The organism is Flavobacterium sp. W22_SRS_FK3, from assembly GCF_052113665.1.
Taxonomy (GTDB): domain Bacteria; phylum Bacteroidota; class Bacteroidia; order Flavobacteriales; family Flavobacteriaceae; genus Flavobacterium.
Map to the genome: position 1 here is coordinate 1 of NZ_JBGQOF010000001.1, position 18,232 is coordinate 18,232.

16 protein-coding genes are annotated in these 18,232 nt (G+C 33.4%); 7 read left to right on the forward strand and 9 right to left on the reverse strand.

The features are described from left to right. Positions 1 to 204 precede the first annotated feature (204 nt). Positions 205 to 1,824: an alkaline phosphatase PafA gene (pafA, locus tag ACEN2I_RS00005; protein WP_441764070.1), complete on the forward strand. Its 1,620-nt coding sequence runs from the start codon at positions 205 to 207 to the stop codon at positions 1,822 to 1,824. 113 nt (positions 1,825 to 1,937) lie between these two features. Here the strand turns inward: pafA and ald are convergent, their stop codons facing one another. Further along, positions 1,938 to 3,056: an alanine dehydrogenase gene (gene ald, locus ACEN2I_RS00010; protein ID WP_441764071.1), complete on the reverse strand. Its 1,119-nt coding sequence runs from the start codon at positions 3,054 to 3,056 to the stop codon at positions 1,938 to 1,940. A gap of 199 nt (positions 3,057 to 3,255) precedes the next feature. Between ald and ACEN2I_RS00015 the strand changes: the two genes are divergently transcribed. Then, entirely contained in the window at positions 3,256 to 3,714 is a 459-nt protein-coding gene (locus ACEN2I_RS00015) for an Lrp/AsnC family transcriptional regulator (protein ID WP_441764072.1), read from the forward strand. A gap of 55 nt (positions 3,715 to 3,769) precedes the next feature. On the opposite strand, the gene ACEN2I_RS00020 is transcribed toward ACEN2I_RS00015, so the two are convergent. Then, the gene (locus ACEN2I_RS00020) at positions 3,770 to 5,218 is read right to left on the reverse strand and encodes a glyceraldehyde-3-phosphate dehydrogenase (protein WP_441764073.1); all 1,449 of its coding nucleotides are present in this window, start codon (positions 5,216 to 5,218) and stop codon (positions 3,770 to 3,772) included. Positions 5,219 to 5,380: 162 nt separating this feature from the next. Beyond that, positions 5,381 to 6,781 (reverse strand): S1C family serine protease, encoded by a 1,401-nt coding sequence (locus tag ACEN2I_RS00025; protein ID WP_441764074.1) that lies wholly within the window; start codon positions 6,779 to 6,781, stop codon positions 5,381 to 5,383. A gap of 313 nt (positions 6,782 to 7,094) precedes the next feature. On the opposite strand from ACEN2I_RS00025, the gene dapF reads away from it, so the two are divergent. From dapF to ACEN2I_RS00050, 5 genes are all read left to right on the forward strand, one after another. Beyond that, the gene (gene dapF / locus ACEN2I_RS00030; RefSeq protein WP_441764075.1) at positions 7,095 to 7,877 is read left to right on the forward strand and encodes a diaminopimelate epimerase; all 783 of its coding nucleotides are present in this window, start codon (positions 7,095 to 7,097) and stop codon (positions 7,875 to 7,877) included. A 44-nt stretch (positions 7,878 to 7,921) separates the two neighbouring features. Continuing rightward, positions 7,922 to 8,455: a GNAT family N-acetyltransferase gene (locus ACEN2I_RS00035; protein WP_441764076.1), complete on the forward strand. Its 534-nt coding sequence runs from the start codon at positions 7,922 to 7,924 to the stop codon at positions 8,453 to 8,455. A gap of 10 nt (positions 8,456 to 8,465) precedes the next feature. Continuing rightward, entirely contained in the window at positions 8,466 to 9,506 is a 1,041-nt protein-coding gene (gene mltG, locus ACEN2I_RS00040; protein ID WP_441764077.1) for an endolytic transglycosylase MltG, read from the forward strand. A gap of 44 nt (positions 9,507 to 9,550) precedes the next feature. Further along, the gene (locus ACEN2I_RS00045; protein ID WP_441764078.1) at positions 9,551 to 10,429 is read left to right on the forward strand and encodes a DUF2279 domain-containing protein; all 879 of its coding nucleotides are present in this window, start codon (positions 9,551 to 9,553) and stop codon (positions 10,427 to 10,429) included. Positions 10,430 to 10,527: 98 nt separating this feature from the next. Further along, positions 10,528 to 11,175 (forward strand): peptidoglycan-binding protein LysM, encoded by a 648-nt coding sequence (locus ACEN2I_RS00050; RefSeq protein WP_441764079.1) that lies wholly within the window; start codon positions 10,528 to 10,530, stop codon positions 11,173 to 11,175. A 55-nt stretch (positions 11,176 to 11,230) separates the two neighbouring features. Here the strand turns inward: ACEN2I_RS00050 and scpA are convergent, their stop codons facing one another. The 6 genes from scpA to ACEN2I_RS00080 form a co-directional block, all read right to left on the reverse strand. Next, entirely contained in the window at positions 11,231 to 13,366 is a 2,136-nt protein-coding gene (gene scpA, locus ACEN2I_RS00055; protein ID WP_441764080.1) for a methylmalonyl-CoA mutase, read from the reverse strand. A 35-nt stretch (positions 13,367 to 13,401) separates the two neighbouring features. Continuing rightward, positions 13,402 to 14,766: a methylmalonyl-CoA mutase subunit beta gene (locus ACEN2I_RS00060; RefSeq protein WP_441764081.1), complete on the reverse strand. Its 1,365-nt coding sequence runs from the start codon at positions 14,764 to 14,766 to the stop codon at positions 13,402 to 13,404. Positions 14,767 to 14,785: 19 nt separating this feature from the next. Beyond that, the gene (locus ACEN2I_RS00065) at positions 14,786 to 15,112 is read right to left on the reverse strand and encodes an FtsB family cell division protein (protein WP_441764082.1); all 327 of its coding nucleotides are present in this window, start codon (positions 15,110 to 15,112) and stop codon (positions 14,786 to 14,788) included. Positions 15,113 to 15,268: 156 nt separating this feature from the next. Next, positions 15,269 to 15,877 carry a uridine kinase gene (gene udk, locus ACEN2I_RS00070; RefSeq protein ID WP_441764083.1) on the reverse strand — a complete coding sequence of 203 codons (609 nt, stop codon included), beginning with the start codon at positions 15,875 to 15,877 and terminating at the stop codon, positions 15,269 to 15,271. Positions 15,878 to 16,130: 253 nt separating this feature from the next. Beyond that, the gene (locus ACEN2I_RS00075) at positions 16,131 to 17,012 is read right to left on the reverse strand and encodes an SDR family oxidoreductase (protein WP_441764084.1); all 882 of its coding nucleotides are present in this window, start codon (positions 17,010 to 17,012) and stop codon (positions 16,131 to 16,133) included. A 73-nt stretch (positions 17,013 to 17,085) separates the two neighbouring features. After that, a complete protein-coding gene (locus tag ACEN2I_RS00080; protein ID WP_441764085.1) occupies positions 17,086 to 18,213 on the reverse strand; it encodes a methionine aminotransferase in 1,128 nt (375 codons plus the stop codon). Positions 18,214 to 18,232 lie beyond the last annotated feature (19 nt).

An 18,232-nucleotide genomic window follows, 5' to 3' on the forward strand; every position in this document is an offset into this window, starting at 1 on the left:
TACTGCAGTTTTGTGGGAGAGTATGTCGTCGCCTTTCTTTTAAAAACCCTTCATCAACGATGAAGGGTTTTTTGTTTTTAAATTAGTCGCTGTTTCTAAATTTTTGATTGTTAAATTATAATCAATTATTGTTTCTTAAATTTGATTTTAGAGATTTTTTTGAATAGGAATGAGTATTTTTGTGTTCAAATTATTTATTTTAACATGAAGAAAAGTATTTTACTGTTGGCGCTTTTTATAATTACAAATTTAAGTGCACAACAACGTCCTAAATTAGTTGTGGGTATAGTAGTTGATCAAATGAAAATGGAATATTTATATCGTTTTTCAGATGATTTTTCACCAAATGGTTTTAAAAAGCTAATGGATAATGGATATGTTTTTCAAAACATGCATTATAATTACATGCCAACCTATACTGCTCCGGGCCATGCTTCAATATATACAGGTACAACACCAGCTGTACATGGAATTGTGGGTAACGAATGGTTTAGCAGAACTCTTGAAAAGGACTTATATTGTACCGATGATGCAGGTGTGAAAATAGTTGGTGACGGAACGGCAGAAGAGGGTGCGATGTCTCCTAAAAACCTTCAAACTACTACAATTACAGATGAAGTTCGTATGGCAACTAATTTTAAAGGTAAAGTAATTGGAATGAGTCTTAAAGATCGTGGTGCAATTTTACCTGCCGGTCATTTTGCAAATTGGGCATTTTGGTTTAGTAAAACGGGTTCTTTTATTTCAAGTACTTTTTACGGTGATAAGCTGCCTGAATGGGTATCTGAATTTAATAATGAGAAAAACTATCTAAAATACATCAATAAAGGGTGGAATTTATTTAAACCGGCATCCGTATACAATGAAAGTCTTCCTGATGATAATCCTTATGAAGGTAAATTATATGGAAGTGAGGCGCCAGTTTTTCCATATGATTTAAAATCGATGTACGAGAAAAATGATGCAGGTATTATTCGTGCAACTCCTTATGGAAATGATTTATTAGCAGATTTTGCAAAAAGAGCTATCGAAAAAGAAGAACTTGGAAAAGATAATATTACTGATTTCTTAACGATTAGCTTTTCTTCTACAGATTATGTCGGGCACTTACTTGGACCAAGATCTATGGAACTTCAGGATACTTATTTGAGATTAGATCAAACAATTGCTGATTTCTTGACTTACTTAGATAAAGCTGTGGGCAAAGGAAATTATTTACTTTTCTTAACTGCGGACCATGCTGGTGCTGAAAACGTTATTTATTTAAAAGATCACAAGTATAATGTGGATAATTATCCATCAAAAGAGGTTAAGAAAAGCATGCAGGATTTCTCAGCAAAAACTTTTGGATCTGATTTACTATTGAATTATTCAAATTTTAATGTTTTCCTTAACAAAGAAATGATTAATAATAATGGTTTGGAATTGGTAAAAGTAAAACAAGCTTTTAAAGATTTTTTAATTTCTCAGCCACAAGTTAAAAAAGTCTATACTGAGGAAGAAATTTTGGCTAATGGAGGAAATGATTACAGCTTAAATTTTGTAGCAAAAGGTTATGATGCAACTCAAAATGGTGATTTAGTGATTGTAGATAAACCTGGAGATATTGAATATTCTACAACAGGAACTTCTCATGGTACAATGTACAGTTATGATACTCATGTTCCGGCAATTTTTTACGGATGGCATATTAAAAAAGGAGAATCTTACGATAAAAAAGAAATTACTGAGATAGCTCCAACAATTTCACAGAAAATTAAAGTTGCTTTCCCTAATGGAACTGAAGCCAAAGTATTGCAAGAAGTTTTAGACGAAAATAAATAATAATCCTATAAAAGTTAAAACTGCTTTGTATGGGAGTTTTTTGCAACAAAAAAGGCTTTTCATTGCGAAAAGCCTTTTGCTTTATTACTTAGGAAACACTTCTTTACTATCAACTATGCGTCTGCCAATACTAATTCTTCATTAAAAGGAAGATTCCAAGCTTCAGCAACACCTTTGTATAAGATTTTACCGTTAGCAACATTTAATCCTTTCTTCAATTCTTCATTCTCTGCACATGCTTTTTGCCATCCTTTGTTCGCTAATTGAAGAACATACGGTAAAGTTGCATTTGTAAGCGCCAAAGTAGAAGTATAAGGTACAGCCCCTGGCATATTAGCTACACAATAATGTACAATATCATCAATAATAAAAGTTGGATTTTCGTGAGTTGTAGGAGTACAAGTTTCAATGCAACCACCCTGGTCAACAGCTACGTCAACAAGAACAGTTCCTGGTCGCATATCTTTAAGCATCTCACGGGTAATTAAGTTTGGTGCTTTTGCTCCTGGAATTAATACAGCTCCAATGATCAAGTCAGATTCTTTAATAGCGTTGTAGATGTTATAACGATTAGACATAATAGTTGTAACGTTAGCCGGCATAATATCTGAAAGTTGACGCAAACGTGGTAAACTTACATCCATAATTGTAACATGAGCTCCTAAACCTGCAGCCATTTTTGCAGCTTGAGTTCCAACAATTCCACCACCTAAAACTAAAACTTTAGCAGGAGGTACACCTGGAACACCTCCTAAAAGAATTCCTCTTCCTTTTAAAGGTTTTTCAAGATATTTAGCACCTTCTTGGATAGACATACGTCCAGCCACTTCAGACATTGGTACTAATAGAGGTAGACTACGGTCTGCTTTTTCAACAGTTTCATAAGCCAAACATACTGCTCCGCTTTCTAGCATGGCATGAGTTAATGGTTCAGATGATGCAAAGTGAAAATAGGTAAATACTAACTGATTTTTTTTAACTAAAGGATATTCAGAAGCAATAGGCTCTTTGACCTTAACAATCATTTCAGCAATAGCATATATCTCTTCAATTGTACCTAAAATTTGTGCACCAGCAGCGATATATTCCTGATCAGTAAAACCACTACCTTCACCAGCAGTTGTTTGTACATATACAGCGTGACCGTTATTTTTCATTTCTGCTACACCAGCTGGAGTAACAGCAACACGGTTTTCATTATTCTTGATTTCTTTTGGAACACCTATTATCATATCGTTATTTTTTTTAATGTTTTTTTTATTTGTTTACAAAGCTACTGATAGAGAATATATTATTGTTATTTGTCTTGTAAATAAGAAAATATTATTTTATTTTATATTTTTACAGAAAAATATTCTTTTTTGATAGACTTGTAATTCTCAAAAAAGAAAAAATGACTAAATTTTATTAATTTAAGAAAACGTTTGCGCTATGGCTTTAGATGAAATTGACAAGAAAATCTTACGTCTTTTACAGGAAAATGCACATTATACTTTGAAAGACATTGCAAATAAAATAAATTTGTCATTAACACCAGTTCATGATAGGGTTAAACGTCTTGAAAAAGAAGGGGTTATAGAGAAATATGTTTCGATCTTGAACAAGAAAAAACTAGGTAATAACCTAACAGTTTATTGTCAGGTTACGCTTACTAAACAGACCTATGATACTTCTGAAGGCTTTAATCAGTTGATCTTAAACATGCCGGAAGTTGTAGAGTGTAATTATGTATCGGGAAATTTTGATTATATGCTTAAAATAATCATTCCGGATATGGAAAGTTACCATCATTTTCATCAGAAAAAGCTGTCAATTTTACCTGAGGTTTCTCTAATAAATACAGTCTTTGTGATTTCTGAAGTAAAGAGTACTACAGTTCTTCCAATTTAATTAAAAAGAAAAAACCATCAATAAGCTTGATGGTTTTAATGAAATTGGTTTTACATTAATAGTAAGTAAAACGCCTTACTTTGGCGATATATTTTGCTAAACGAATTACCTGATGACTATAGCCATATTCATTGTCATACCAAATATAAAGTATAATGTTTTTCCCATCTTTAGAAACTATAGTAGCATTGCTGTCATAAATAGAAGGAGCAGAAATACCAATAATATCAGAAGAAACTAGTTCATTGTTTAGTGAATATTTGATTTGTTCTACCAATTCGCCTTCTAAAGCATACTTTTTCATTATTTTGTTGATTGCATCTATTGATGTCTTTTTTTTAACTTCTAAGTTTACAACAACTAAAGATCCATTGGGAACAGGAACTCTGATTGCGTTTGAAGTTAATTTACCCTCTAGAGAAGGAATTGCTTTTGCAACTGCAGTTCCGGCACCGGTTTCAGTAATAACCATGTTTAAGGCAGCAGCTCTTCCCCTACGGTATTTTTTGTGCATATTGTCAACCAGATTCTGATCGTTTGTGTAGGCATGAATAGTTTCTAAGTGACCTTTTGAAACTCCTAAAGTTTCTTCAATAACTTTTAAAATTGGCGTAATCGCATTTGTAGTGCATGAAGCTGCAGAAAAAATATTTATTTCGTCCGGATTATATTCGTTATGATTAACACCGTGAACAATATTTGGAATTCCTTTTCCGGGCGCTGTCAATAGAATTTTGCTAGCCCCGTTTGAGGTTAAATGTCTTTTTAGAGTTTCCTCTGTCGTAAAAGCACCAGTATTATCAATAACTAAAGCGTCAGTGATTCCGTATTGTGTATAATCTATTTCTTCCGGATTATCGGCATTTATGATGTGAACGGTAGTGCCGTTTATGATTAAAGCATTATTCCTTGGGTCTGCAATTACAGAACCCTGAAAATCACCATGAATTGAATCATAACGCAGTAGAGAAGCACGTTTCTCTAAAATGGATGCATCATTTTTGTCACGGGTCACGATAGCTCTCAAACGCAATTGGTTTCCCTTTCCTGTTTTTGACATTAATTCTCTGGCAAGCAAACGTCCAATTCTTCCAAAACCATATAAAACCACATCTTTTGGCTTTATCTCTTTTGTTGATTTTACTTTTTTCAATTTTTCCATTACAAAATATCTCGCATCCGGATATTTTTCTTCTTCTAAAAGAAATTCGTATGTAAGTTTTCCTAAGTCTAATTTTGCAGGTGGAAAATCTAACGATAAAATTACTTTTGCAATTTCAACCGAATCAAAAACACTAATAGGTTTACCTACGAATTCACCTGCATATTGATGTAAGTTCATTATGTCACTGACATTTTTATCCAATAACTGGTTTTTGAATAAAACCATTTCTATTGATTTATCATACCATAAATCACTAATGATTTTAACTAATTCGACACCAGCTCTTCTTCGGTCGACTTGTAACGATACCTCTTTTTGGTACAAAGATTTGTTGCTCATAATAAATTAAATTGAAATAATAAAACACTCACTTATTTTATATTTTTGGCAAAAGTATCTATTTCAATCGATTTCGTAAGCTATTTTTTCATTTATTTATAATAAAAAAGCCACCTTACTTATCTGTAAGATGGCTTTGCTTTATTTTTTAAGATTTATTTTCTAGATAATGATTCTAAATATTTCACCATTTTTATTGATCATTTCGATGCGTACACTTTGACCTTCGTCTTTTTTATTTAAAAGTTTCGACACCGTTTCAACATTTGTAGCCTTGATATTATCTATGCTTAAAATAATATTGCCTTGTAATTCGTTTTGATATTGCATCAAATTCTCATTAGTAATGTTTTTAATTTTTACTCCATAATCAATTTTGAATTTCTTTTTGTCATTAGTATCAATATTTTCTAATTCGATTCCTTTAAATTCAGTGCTAAAAAATTCATTTTTGCTTAATGTTACCGGAACAACTTTTGCTTTTCCTTCTCGCATGTAAGTTACTTGTACCACATCATTTGGTCTTTTCGTATTAATATAACCTGATAGATCAGCAAAAGTAGCTACATTTTGATTGTCAAGTTTTACAATAATATCACCTTTTGTAAGTCCGGCTTTTTGAGCACCTGATTTCGGGGAAACTTTATTGATATAAAAACCTTGTGTTTCAGAAATTCCTAATTCTTTAGAAGCATTACTGTTTAATTCGCCACCTTCAACTCCTAAGATTCCTCGTTGCACATTACCAAATTCCATAATGTCTTCAATAATTTTACGGGCATTATTTGATGGGACTGCAAAAGAATACCCAACGTATGATCCTGTCATTGAAGAGATCATAGTATTAATACCAATTAATTCTCCGCGGGTATTTACTAATGCACCACCACTATTTCCAGGGTTTACTGCAGCATCAGTCTGAATGAAAGATTGTATTCCACTTGTATCTAAATTTCTGGCTTTTGCCGAAACGATACCGGCTGTAACCGTGGAAGTCAAGTTGTAAGGATTACCAACTGCCAAAACCCATTCCCCAACTTTTACACTATCAGAATTAGCAAAAGCAGTATAAGGAAGTTTTTCATCAGCATCAATTTTTAATAAAGCGATATCCATTTTAGAATCGGTTCCAATCAGTTTTGCTTTGTATGATTTTTTGTTATTTAAGGTAATTTCAATTTCTGTTGCATCTTTGATTACGTGATTGTTAGTTACAATGTAACCGTCTTCAGAAATAATGACACCGGAACCAGTTCCTACTTGTTCTTGCTGTTGTCCTCCTCCATAACCGTAGAAAAACTCTAACATAGGATTACTAACAGTTCGACGCGAAACATTTTTAACGTGAACCACAGTGTGGATTGTCTTGTCTGCGGCTTCAGTGAAATCAACAGCTTCGGCTGCTAATCCAACATTTTTTCCATATGAATCGGGGGCAAGTGTAGTAATCGAATTCCCTTTTCCAAAATAAGGATCGTTACTGTCAAATAATAACTTGTAAGCTCCAAGTGTAGTAGCGCCACTTAATAAGGACACTAAAAATAAGGTTGAAAATCTTTTCATAATTAGTATTTATGTTTAAGTTATTTAATGTAAAATTACGTGAAAAAACTGTCTGGAAAAACGCTTTAACGCTCTTTAACAATCATTAACATTTTATTAATTAATTGTATGTTAAAACGAATGCTGTTTTAACATATTGAATCACAAATTATACTGTATAAGTACTAATGATTTGTTTAATAAATTTTAAATTATGATTTTTGAATGGGTAATCTTAAAAAATTAACATTAATTTGCTATCGGATGATTTTAAAATTTACAATCAACGGTTAAGTAATAGTTTGTACTTTTGTACTTTATAATTAAAAAAGAAATGCAAATAGAATTTTATAAATATCAAGGTACTGGGAACGATTTTGTAATGATTGATAATCGTACAGATTTTTTTCCAAAACAAGATGTTCAGATGATTGAGCGTTTGTGCGACAGACGTTTTGGAATTGGTGCAGATGGTTTGATTTTACTTGAAAATGATGTTCAAACCGATTTTAAAATGGTTTATTATAATTCTGATGGTAATCAGAGTTCGATGTGCGGAAATGGCGGCCGATGCTTGGTAGCATTTGCCAATCAATTGGGGGTTATCGAAAATAAAACAACTTTTATAGCAACAGATGGTTTGCATCATGCTACAGTAGGTGAAGATGCTGTTATTTCATTACAAATGATTGATATTGATGAAGTGCATAAGAAAGATTCTTATACTTTTTTGAATACAGGCTCTCCTCATCATGTACAAATTGTTGATGATTTGGAACATTATAATGTAAAAGATAACGGAGCTGCGATTCGCTACGGAGAATTGTATGGAGAAAAAGGTAGTAATATCAATTTTGTAAAAAAAGTAAATGATTCTGAGTTTTCACTTCGGACCTATGAAAGAGGTGTAGAAGATGAAACCCTGGCTTGCGGAACCGGTGCAACAGCAGTTGCAATTGCTATGAATGCAACCGGCCAAACGGATAAAACTTCAATCAATTTAAATGTGGAAGGCGGAAAATTGGTCGTTTCATTTGATAAACTTGGGGATCATTTTACAAATGTTTTCCTTACCGGACCGGCTAAATTTGTTTTTAAGGGAACAATTGAAATCTAGCATTATCAATTCAAACTTGATATTCTTCTAAATTTAAAAAATTAATGATTACACTTAAAGGCAAGAACATTTATCTCCGAGCTCTAGAACCTAATGATTTAGAGTTTGTATATGCCATGGAAAATGATCAGAGTATTTGGGAGGTTAGCAATACGCAAACACCCTATAGCCGTTTTTTGGTTCGCCAGTATCTTGAAAATGCACATCAGGATATTTATGAAGCGAAACAATTGCGTCTGGCAATCTGTCAGGATGAAGATTTTCCTGCTATCGGATTAATTGATTTATTTGAATTTGATCCTAAAAATAACAGGGCAGGAGTTGGTATTGTGATTCAAAAAAAAGGAAACAGAAATCAAAATATTGGTTCTGAGGCTTTAGAGTTATTAATTAACTATTCTTTTTATAATTTAAATCTGCATCAATTGTATGCAAATATTAATATAGGAAATGTAGCAAGTGTGGCTCTTTTTACTAAATTTGGCTTTGAGAAAACAGGAATTAAAAAAGATTGGATCTTGCTAAATGGACAATATCAGGACGAAGCAATTTTTCAGTTGATTAAGGAACAAATTTAAATTTTTAGCTTTGAGTATAAAAAAGATTATCACGTTAACTGCCGTAGCCGTAATTTCGGTTTTAATGATTTACGGATTTATTTTAATTAGCAGAATTTTTAGTGCCAACACAAAATTTGAAGAAAAAGAACTGTATGTATATGTTCCAACAGGAGCCAATTATACAGATGTTAAAAAGATAGTAGCTCCTTATATTAAGAATTTCGAAGACTTCGAAATGGTAGCGGACAAAAGAAACTATCCTGAAAATGTAAAATCAGGTCGTTTTTTACTCAAAAAAGATATGAATAATATTGATTTGGTGCGCGCTATGCGATCCAATATTCCGGTTAAATTAGCTTTTAATAATCAGGAACGTTTAGAGAATTTTGCGGGAAGAATAGGTTCTCAAATTGAAGCAGATAGTTTATCCTTAATGAAAGCTTTTAAAGATCCTGATTTCATGGCTGCAAATGGTTTTAATGAAGACAATGTTTTTGCCATGTTTATTCCGAATACTTATGAAGTGTATTGGAATACCTCGGCAGAGAAATTTCGTGATAAAATGATTAAGGAATATCATAATTTTTGGACTGAAGAAAGAATTGATAAAGCAAAAAAACAGGGATTAACTCCAGTTCAGGCTACAATTTTAGCCTCTATTGTACATAAAGAATCGGTTAAAAAAGATGAGCGACCGCGCATTGCCGGAGTATATTTGAATCGTTTACGTTTAGAAATGCCTTTGCAAGCTGATCCTACTGTTATCTATGCTTTAAAATTGAGAGACAATAATTTTGATCAGGTAATCAAAAGAGTTTTTTACAACGATTTGGTTATGAGATCTTCTTACAATACTTATGTAAATATTGGGCTTCCACCCGGACCAATTGCAATGCCAGATATTACAGCGGTAGAAGCAGTTTTAAACCCAGAGAAACACGATTATATTTATTTCTGTGCCAGTATCGATCGTTTTGGATACCATGAATTTGCTTCGACTTATGAGCAACATACAAAAAATGCAAAAAAATATTCAGACTGGATTGCTAGTCAGGGTGTAATAAGATAGTTTTGAATTTTAAAGTTTCCCTTTTCTTATCGATTTCATCTTTTTTGAGTTTTCAATCCATTGAAGCGCAAAGTAAATTTGAAAGTTTTTTAACTCCTTCAGATACTTTAAATAAAAAAAGACAAAATACAGTTATCATAACCGAAGCCGTTTTGGCTTCGGCTACTTTAATTGGCCTGAATCAGGTTTGGTATGCCGATTATCCACAGTCTGATTTTCATTTTATTAATGATAATAATGAATGGCTTCAAATGGATAAAATTGGGCACTTTTATTCTGCTTATCATTTAGGGAGATTTGGTGCCGAAGCTCTGAAGTGGGGTCGTACAAGTCGTAAAAAACAATTAATTTATGGTGCCGGTTTAGGTTTTGTATTTCTTACCGCAGTCGAAGCTTTAGACGGATACTCTGCAGAATGGGGCGCATCTGCAGGTGATATAATTGCCAATGCCACTGGAACAGCTTTGTATGTTTCCCAAGAATTAATTTGGGAAGAACAACGAATCACACCTAAATTTTCTTTCCATACTACTTATTACGCAAATCGAAGTCCTGAAAAATTGGGTTCTTCACTTAGTGAACAGATTTTAAAAGACTATAATGGACAAACGTATTGGCTTTCTGTAAACCTGCATTCTTTTGCAAAAGATAGTAAAATTCCGAAGTGGCTAAATCTTGCATTTGGTTATGGAGCTGATGGCATGCTAACAGGAAATATTGAAAACGAAATTCCGTTTTCTTCTCAAAATCCAGAAATATTTCGTCAGTTTTATCTTAGTTTTGATATAGATTTGACTAAAATTTCCACAAAATCACATTTTTTTAAAACAATTTTTTCTGTTTTTAACTCGATTAAAATTCCGGCCCCAACCTTCGAATATAGCACCAATAAAGGGATTAAAGGTTATGTGATTTATTTTTAAAAAACATAAAGTACTGATTTTCAGTATTGTTTTATATTTGTTACCTTTGCACCGCAGAAATTTCAAAAAGGTGACAGCGTTTTGAAGAAAAACAATTTATGATAAAGAAGTGGTATTTTTATGCGAGTTTAGTCGTTATTATTACATTTTTAAGTTTGGGTTTTAAACCCTTTAATCGAGAAACCAAACCTTGGTTTATAACAGAAAAAACAGATGGATCTGAATATATATTTCCATCACAAGAGGAGGATGACTATCCTGTCTTACACAAGTTAAATGTTCCATTTACGGGAAAGCGCCTGATTGGTTTTAAAGAAGCAGTAGGTTTTAAAGAATCTCAGGGAAAATACCGAAAAGTAAATTCTATCGGTTACATGGGTAAGTACCAATTTGGCTCTAAAACTTTAAGAGCTGTAGGTGTTCACAATGAAAAAACCTTTTTAAAAAATCCGGCATTACAAGAGAAAGCTTTTATTGCGTTATTATCTAAAAATAAATGGATTTTACGTAGAGAGATTAAAAAGTATGAAGGAAAAATTATCAATGGAGTTGAAATTACCGAATCAGGAATTTTAGCGGCTGCGCATTTAGGTGGTGCAGGTTCAGTAAAAAACTTCTTCAGGAATAAAGGGAATAAACGTTTTAGAGATGCTTATGGCACTTCTTTAAGAAGTTATATGAAAGCCTTTGGAGGTTATGATCTTTCTTATATTGAAGCAGATAGTCATGCCACAATTAACGATTAAGAATTAGAAAAATAAAATCCCGATATAATTCGGGATTTTTTATGCGATAGCATTTCTAATCAATAAGTATTTCTAAAATTTGGATGGCAGCTTCACTAATTTTTGTCCCTGGACCAAAAATACCGATTACTCCTGCATCAAATAAAAATGGATAATCCTGTTTTGGTATAACACCTCCAACAATCACCATAATATCTTCACGACCATGTTTTTTAAGTTCCTCAATAACTTGTGGAACTAATGTTTTGTGACCTGCTGCCAGTGAAGAAATTCCTAAAATATGTACATCATTTTCAACTGCTTGTTTTGCAGCTTCAGACGGAGTTTGAAAAAGAGGGCCAATATCTACGTCAAAACCTACATCTGCGTACCCTGTTGCTACTACTTTTGCACCGCGATCATGCCCATCTTGGCCCATTTTTGCAATCATAATTCTCGGGCGTCTTCCTTCTTGTTTGGCAAAGGCATCTGCGAGTTGCTTTGCTTTTTCGAAATTTTCGTCATTCTTTATTGCTGCACTATACACACCGGTAATAGATTTTATTTGCGCTTTAAACCTGCCAAAGATGCTTTCAAGAGCATTACTTATTTCACCGAGTGTGGCTCTGTTTCTCGCAGCCTCAACAGCGATTTGCAGTAAGTTTCCATGTCCGGTTTTAGCACAATGAATTAATTTTTCGAGTGATTGATTTACTTTTTCAGTATTTCTTGTTGCTTTTATTTTTTCAAGCCTTTCGATTTGCTTTTTACGGACCATTTGGTTGTCTACATCCAAAATATGCAAAGGATCTTCTTTTTCTAATCGAAATTTATTTACGCCAACTATGACATCTTGTCCACTGTCTATTCTTGCTTGTTTTTTGGCTGCAGCTTCTTCAATCCTCAATTTTGGAATTCCTGTTTCAATGGCTTTTGTCATTCCTCCTAATTCTTCCACTTCTTCAATGAGTTTCCATGTTTTTTCAACCATTTCGTTGGTAAGGCTTTCAACATAATAACTTCCTGCCCAAGGATCGACTGTTTTAGTGATTTTAGTCTCTTCCTGTAGAAAAATCTGAGTATTACGTGCAATTCTTGCTGAAAAATCAGTTGGTAATGCAATGGCCTCATCAAGGGCATTTGTATGAAGGGATTGAGTTCCTCCAAAAGCGGCAGCTGAGGCTTCTATGCAAGTTCTTGTGACATTATTAAAAGGATCCTGCTCTGTTAAGCTCCAACCGCTCGTTTGGCAATGCGTTCTTAAAATTAATGATCTATCACTTTTTGGATTAAACTGTTTAACCAATTTAGACCAAATCATTCTACCCGCGCGCATCTTAGCAATTTCCATAAAGTGATTCATTCCGATTGCCCAAAAAAAGGATAATCTGGGTGCAAATTCATCAATTGTCATTCCTGTTGATAATCCAGTTCGGATATATTCTAAACCATCAGCCAGAGTATAAGCCAATTCAATATGAGCTGTCGCTCCGGCCTCCTGCATATGATATCCAGAAATCGAAATAGAATTGAATTTTGGCATTTTTTTGCTCGTAAATTCAAAAATATCTGCTATGATTTTCATCGAAGGTGTTGGTGGATAAATATAAGTATTACGCACCATGAATTCTTTCAAAATATCATTCTGAATTGTTCCTGATAACATTTCAATTGCGATACCTTGTTCTTCTGCAGCTACGATATAAAATGCCATAATAGGTAAAACAGCACCATTCATGGTCATAGAAACTGACATTTCATCCAAGGGAATCTGATCAAAAAGCACTTTCATATCTTCAACCGAATCAATGGCAACTCCTGCTTTTCCAACATCACCAACCACTCTTTCGTGATCTGAATCATAACCTCGATGGGTTGGTAAGTCAAAAGCGATGGATAAACCCTTTTGACCAGCTGCTAAATTTCTTCTGTAAAAAGCATTGCTTTCTTCTGCTGTTGAAAATCCTGCATATTGACGGATGGTCCAGGGACGCTGTACGTACATGGTTGAATAAGGGCCACGCAGATAAGGTGCGAAACCTGCTCCGAAATCAGTAAATTCCAAATCTTCAATATCTTTTTCTGAATACGTTTCTTTTAGCTCGATTCCTTCAGCAGTTATAAAGCTGTTAGTCCAATCTTCTGATTTTTGACTTTCGACTTTTGACTTTTGACTTTCTAAATTAATATGCTTAAGGTCTTTTCTTACCATGTTGATTCTTTGAGAATTAATTACTTCAAATAGGATTATTCAAGTTCCAGTCGTTCCTGTTCCAGTTTCTCGGCTAATCTTTTTTCTATTATGGGTGTAATTAATGTTTTTCTTGGTTTTATTTTTACAAAAGGAAATAATTCTAAATCCTGTTTCATTCTATCTTCCGGATTTGGATATTTATTTGTTCCTAATAAAACTTCTTTTTTAGAATCGAATAATTCCTGTTCCTTATTAGCACTTTCCTGAATTTTCTTTTTGATTGTACCGTCATTCAGAAGTTTTAGGAAACCACCTTCAGCTTCAATATTTTTAAATAAGGCCAAACTTTTTTCAGCTAATTGCATGGTAAGGCTTTCAATGTAATAACTTCCATCTGCTGGATTATTGACTTTGTCAAAATAGCTTTCGTGCTTTAAAATTAACAATTGATTTCTTGCAATTCGGTCTCCAAATTCATTGTCTTTGTGATATAACGCATCATATGATAAATTGGCGACAGCGTCAGCTCCGCCTAATACTGCCGACATACATTCTGTTGTGGTACGAAGCATGTTGACATTGTAATCGTAAATCGTTTTGTTGCGTTTGGTTGGTGTAACCAATAAATGGCATTCTAATTCCGGATTATATTCGGCGGCAATTAAATGGAAAAGCATTCGCAGAGCACGAAGTTTTGCAATTTCAAAAAAATAATTAGTCCCTACAGAAATTTGAAAAACAATTGGTTTTGTAATATTTGGGAAACGGTTCAAATATTCATTGGCGTGAGCTAAACCGTAGGCAATTTGCTGGGTAATATTGGCACCGGCATTTTGGTACAAACCTAAATCAATACTCAGTAAAGAAAGATTCGCGTTTGCTTTTGAAATCTTTTCGAGCGTTTCGAAATTATTTTTATCCGATGTTGGAAACCAATTTCCTTCTCTTGCAAAATGACCAATCGGATCCATATTACAGAAAAAAATAGCTTTTTTTTGAATCGAAATGGAGTCCAGTTTTTTTACGAAATCGATTGAAATAAATTTCAAATTGAAGTAAACATTCCTGCTTTCCAAAGGAAGATTTTCTAATAATTTCTGGATATCAGTTGTTTCGTTCTGAATAGTGAAGCGTAAACTTTCAGCACCTCTTTCGAGGGTATTAATCGCCCGTTGAATCGATTTTTCGATATCGTAGACAAATATATTTTGGCAGATTTTAAAATTAGTTGCCTGCGTTTTTACCGAAGCAGTTTTAGAAAATTCATCGCTGTGATAAAATGGTTTTACCTGAATATCTTCCGGAGAATTCCAAATTACGGTTTTGTTGTAATCGGCTCCATCCAATTCAAACTGAATTTTTTGTTTCCATTGTTTGGATGAAACCGGATTAAAATCGTCGAATAGGTTAGTGGCCATTTGGGTGTTTTTTATAAATTTATTCTTTTTCTTGAATCGTATCGCCTTCGAATTTGATGATGTATATGTCTTCGCTGTCTTTTTTCATGAAATACTTCTCGCGTGCATATTTTTCTATCTGTTCAGGATTTTTGAGTTGTTTGATTTGTTCCTGATCTTTTTTTATTTCTTCCTGATAATAGGTTTTATTGTCCTCAAGTTCATTGATTTGATTGTCCAAAAAACGATGATCAAAATAGGAGTAATTGTCTAAAAATAACATCCAGACCACAAAAAAAAGCAAAACCCAAACATATTTATTGCTCAGGAATTTGAACCATTTTTTGTCTTTGTATGGATTTTTCATTTAGTTTATTTTTAACCGATTACTTCTTTTGAATAGATTCGTCTTTTTAGCCCCGATAGAGCCGGTATCCTTTTTATGGCTTTTTCTGCCATAAAAAGATAAAGGTGAAAGCGGGAAACAGCTCCTAATTATTATGGAATAAATTTACAATAAAAATTATAAAATTCGCTGATTAATTACCGCACGAACTACATCTATTGCAACCGTATTGTATTTGTCATTTGGAATTATGATGTCGGCAAAAGCTTTTGAGGGCTCAATAAATTGCTCATGCATAGGTTTTAGCGTATTTTGATAACGTGTTAAAACTTCGTCGATATCGCGTCCACGTTCTGAAATATCACGTTTTAAGCGGCGCACTAATCTTTCGTCAGAATCGGCATGAACATAAATTTTGATATCAAAAAGCTCTCGTAATTCGGGATTTGTCAAAATTAAGATACCTTCAACAATCATTACTTTTCGGGGATGTGTTGAAACCGTATCGTCAGTTCTGTTGTGCTGTATAAAAGAATAAACTGGCTGATCGATTGTTTCACCTGCTTTTAAAGCTTTAAGGTGTTTTTCTAATAATTCAAAATCAATAGATCTGGGATGATCAAAATTGATTAAAGCTCTTTCGTCAAACGACAAATTATGGGTTTCTTTATAGTAAGAATCCTGAGAAATTACGCCAACTTCAGTATCTGGCAATTCGTTCATGATTTGATGTACTACTGTTGTTTTTCCACTTCCTGTTCCTCCTGCAATTCCAATAATGAGCATAATTTGATATTATATATTTGTTTGACAAAAATAATAATTTAAGTGAATTGATTGAACATATTAATGTATTTAACCATATAAGTAATGTAAGTAAATTTAAGCAATAAGATATTCAAGTAAAATAGTACTTCACTGAACTTATATCACTTATATGGTGAAAATAATAAAAAAAATCCCGACAGCGATGCTATCGGGATTTAGTGCAATCAGTATAGTTTATATAAAATATTCTGAATTTAGTAAGCACTTGTAATTATTTATTCTTTTTTGCTTTTATCATCATTTCAAGCTGGTCCCAAAGTTCTTCAGGAATTGCTTCCAATAAATTGAATTGTCCGGCACCTTTAAGCCATTCACCGCCATCAATTGTAATTACATCACCATTTACATAAGCTGAGAAATCAGAAACTAAATAAGCTGCTAAGTTGGCTAACTCCTGGTGATCTCCTACACGTTTTAATGGGACTTTTTTTGCCATGTCAAACTTTTCAGCAAGATCTCCAGGTAACAATCTGTCCCAGGCACCTTTTGTTGGGAATGGTCCCGGAGCAATAGCATTAGAACGAATTCCGTATTTTGCCCACTCTACAGCCAAGCTTCTTGTCATGGCCAAAACCCCTGCTTTTGCAGTTGCGCTTGGAACCACATAAGCAGATCCAGTCCAGGCATAAGTAGTTACAATATTTAAAATCGTAGCCGATGTTTGTTTGCTGTCTATCCAGTGTTTTCCAAAAGCAAGTGTACAGTTTTTAGAACCTTTCAAAACAATATCTATAATAGTGTCAAATGCATTGGCTGACAAACGTTCAGTTGGGGAAATAAAATTTCCGGCTGCATTGTTCAAAAGAACATCAACTTTTCCAAAAGCTTTTAAAACTTCCTGAAGCATGTTTTCAACTTCTTCATAATAACGAACATCACATTGAAGCGGTAAACATTTCCCGCCAGTTTCAGTTTCCAGTTCAGTTGCTGTTGCTTTTAGTTTCTCTAAATCTCTTGAAGTAATCGCTACCTGAGCTCCCAATTCTAAAAAATATTTAGTCATTGCTTTTCCTAAACCACTTCCGCCGCCTGTAACTACAATAACTTTACCTTTTAAGGCATCGTCTCGTAACATTTTATCTGTATAGCTCATACTTTTTATTTTACAAAATTAATTAATTTAAATAGGATGCATGCATAATATTGTTATAAATTTTTAAAAAACTTTATACTTGACATATTTTTTTTGCTGCAGATTCAAGTGTAAAGTCATCTTTGGCAAAACAAAAACGTATTAATTTCTGGTCTTTATGATCGGAATAAAAGGTTGAAATTGGAATTGCTGCAATACCATGATCGATGATTAATTTTTTACAGAAAGTTACATCATCATCATTAGAAATATTGGCATAGGAAGCCACCTGAAAATAAGTACCTTCACAAGGTTTCAATTCAAAGCGACTATTTTGTAATAATTTCTGGAAATAATCACGTTTATCCTGATAGAATTTTCCAAGCAGATTTACATCCACAATATCAAGATATTCACAAATCGCTGCTTGAGAAATACTGTTAACACTGAAAACCAAAAACTGATGTATTTTTTTAATTTCTTTCATCAAATATTCAGGTGCTACCGTATAACCAATTTTCCAGCCGGTAATATGAAATGATTTTCCGAAAGAAGAAATCATTATACAACGGTTCAAGAGAAAATCTTTCGTATGTGCTGAAATGTGTTTTTCTTCAAAAGTAATGTATTCGTACACTTCGTCAGATAAGACCAGAATATCAGGATGTTTTGCAAGTATTTTTTCAAGTTCTAAAAAATCATTTTCATTTAATATTTTTCCTGTTGGATTATGCGGATTATTGATGATAATCATTTTCGTTTTTGAAGAACACGCTTTTTCAATGGTTTCCCAATTTGGGGTGTAATCATCATTTAGCGCCACCCGAATAGGTTTCGCTTTACAAAGTAAAACCGGAGATTCATATGAATCGTAACTCGGATCCAGAATAATAACTTCGTCGTCTGTTTTTACTAAAGCTAAAATTGAAGTGAAAATTCCCTGTGTTGCACCCGCAGTTACCAAAAGCTCTAAATCAGGATTAATGGTTCTGTTATAAGAACTCTGAATTAATTTTGCAATTTGGTTCATCAATGGAGGATAACCTGCCATTGGGGTGTATTGATGCACATTTTCTCTGGATAACTTCGCTAAAATGTCTGTCAATCTTTCATCAACAGGAAAATTTGGGAATCCCTGCGAAAGATTAATTGCATTATACTCGGCTGCCATTTTCGACATTACCGTGAAAATGCTTGTCGTTACATTTGGAAGTTTACTCATGATGAAGTTTGATTAAGAA

Bases quoted from the DNA above. Each gene is read 5' to 3' on its own strand.
- pafA (WP_441764070.1), top strand. From the start codon at position 205: ATGAAGAAAAGTATTTTACTGTTGGCGCTTTTTATAATTACAAATTTA.
- ald (WP_441764071.1), bottom strand. From the start codon at position 3,056: ATGATAATAGGTGTTCCAAAAGAAATCAAGAATAATGAAAACCGTGTT.
- ACEN2I_RS00015 (WP_441764072.1), top strand. From the start codon at position 3,256: ATGGCTTTAGATGAAATTGACAAGAAAATCTTACGTCTTTTACAGGAA.
- ACEN2I_RS00020 (WP_441764073.1), bottom strand. From the start codon at position 5,218: ATGAGCAACAAATCTTTGTACCAAAAAGAGGTATCGTTACAAGTCGAC.
- ACEN2I_RS00025 (WP_441764074.1), bottom strand. From the start codon at position 6,781: ATGAAAAGATTTTCAACCTTATTTTTAGTGTCCTTATTAAGTGGCGCT.
- dapF (WP_441764075.1), top strand. From the start codon at position 7,095: ATGCAAATAGAATTTTATAAATATCAAGGTACTGGGAACGATTTTGTA.
- ACEN2I_RS00035 (WP_441764076.1), top strand. From the start codon at position 7,922: ATGATTACACTTAAAGGCAAGAACATTTATCTCCGAGCTCTAGAACCT.
- ACEN2I_RS00050 (WP_441764079.1), top strand. From the start codon at position 10,528: ATGATAAAGAAGTGGTATTTTTATGCGAGTTTAGTCGTTATTATTACA.
- scpA (WP_441764080.1), bottom strand. From the start codon at position 13,366: ATGGTAAGAAAAGACCTTAAGCATATTAATTTAGAAAGTCAAAAGTCA.
- ACEN2I_RS00060 (WP_441764081.1), bottom strand. From the start codon at position 14,766: ATGGCCACTAACCTATTCGACGATTTTAATCCGGTTTCATCCAAACAA.
- ACEN2I_RS00065 (WP_441764082.1), bottom strand. From the start codon at position 15,112: ATGAAAAATCCATACAAAGACAAAAAATGGTTCAAATTCCTGAGCAAT.
- udk (WP_441764083.1), bottom strand. From the start codon at position 15,877: ATGCTCATTATTGGAATTGCAGGAGGAACAGGAAGTGGAAAAACAACA.
- ACEN2I_RS00075 (WP_441764084.1), bottom strand. From the start codon at position 17,012: ATGAGCTATACAGATAAAATGTTACGAGACGATGCCTTAAAAGGTAAA.
- ACEN2I_RS00080 (WP_441764085.1), bottom strand. From the start codon at position 18,213: ATGAGTAAACTTCCAAATGTAACGACAAGCATTTTCACGGTAATGTCG.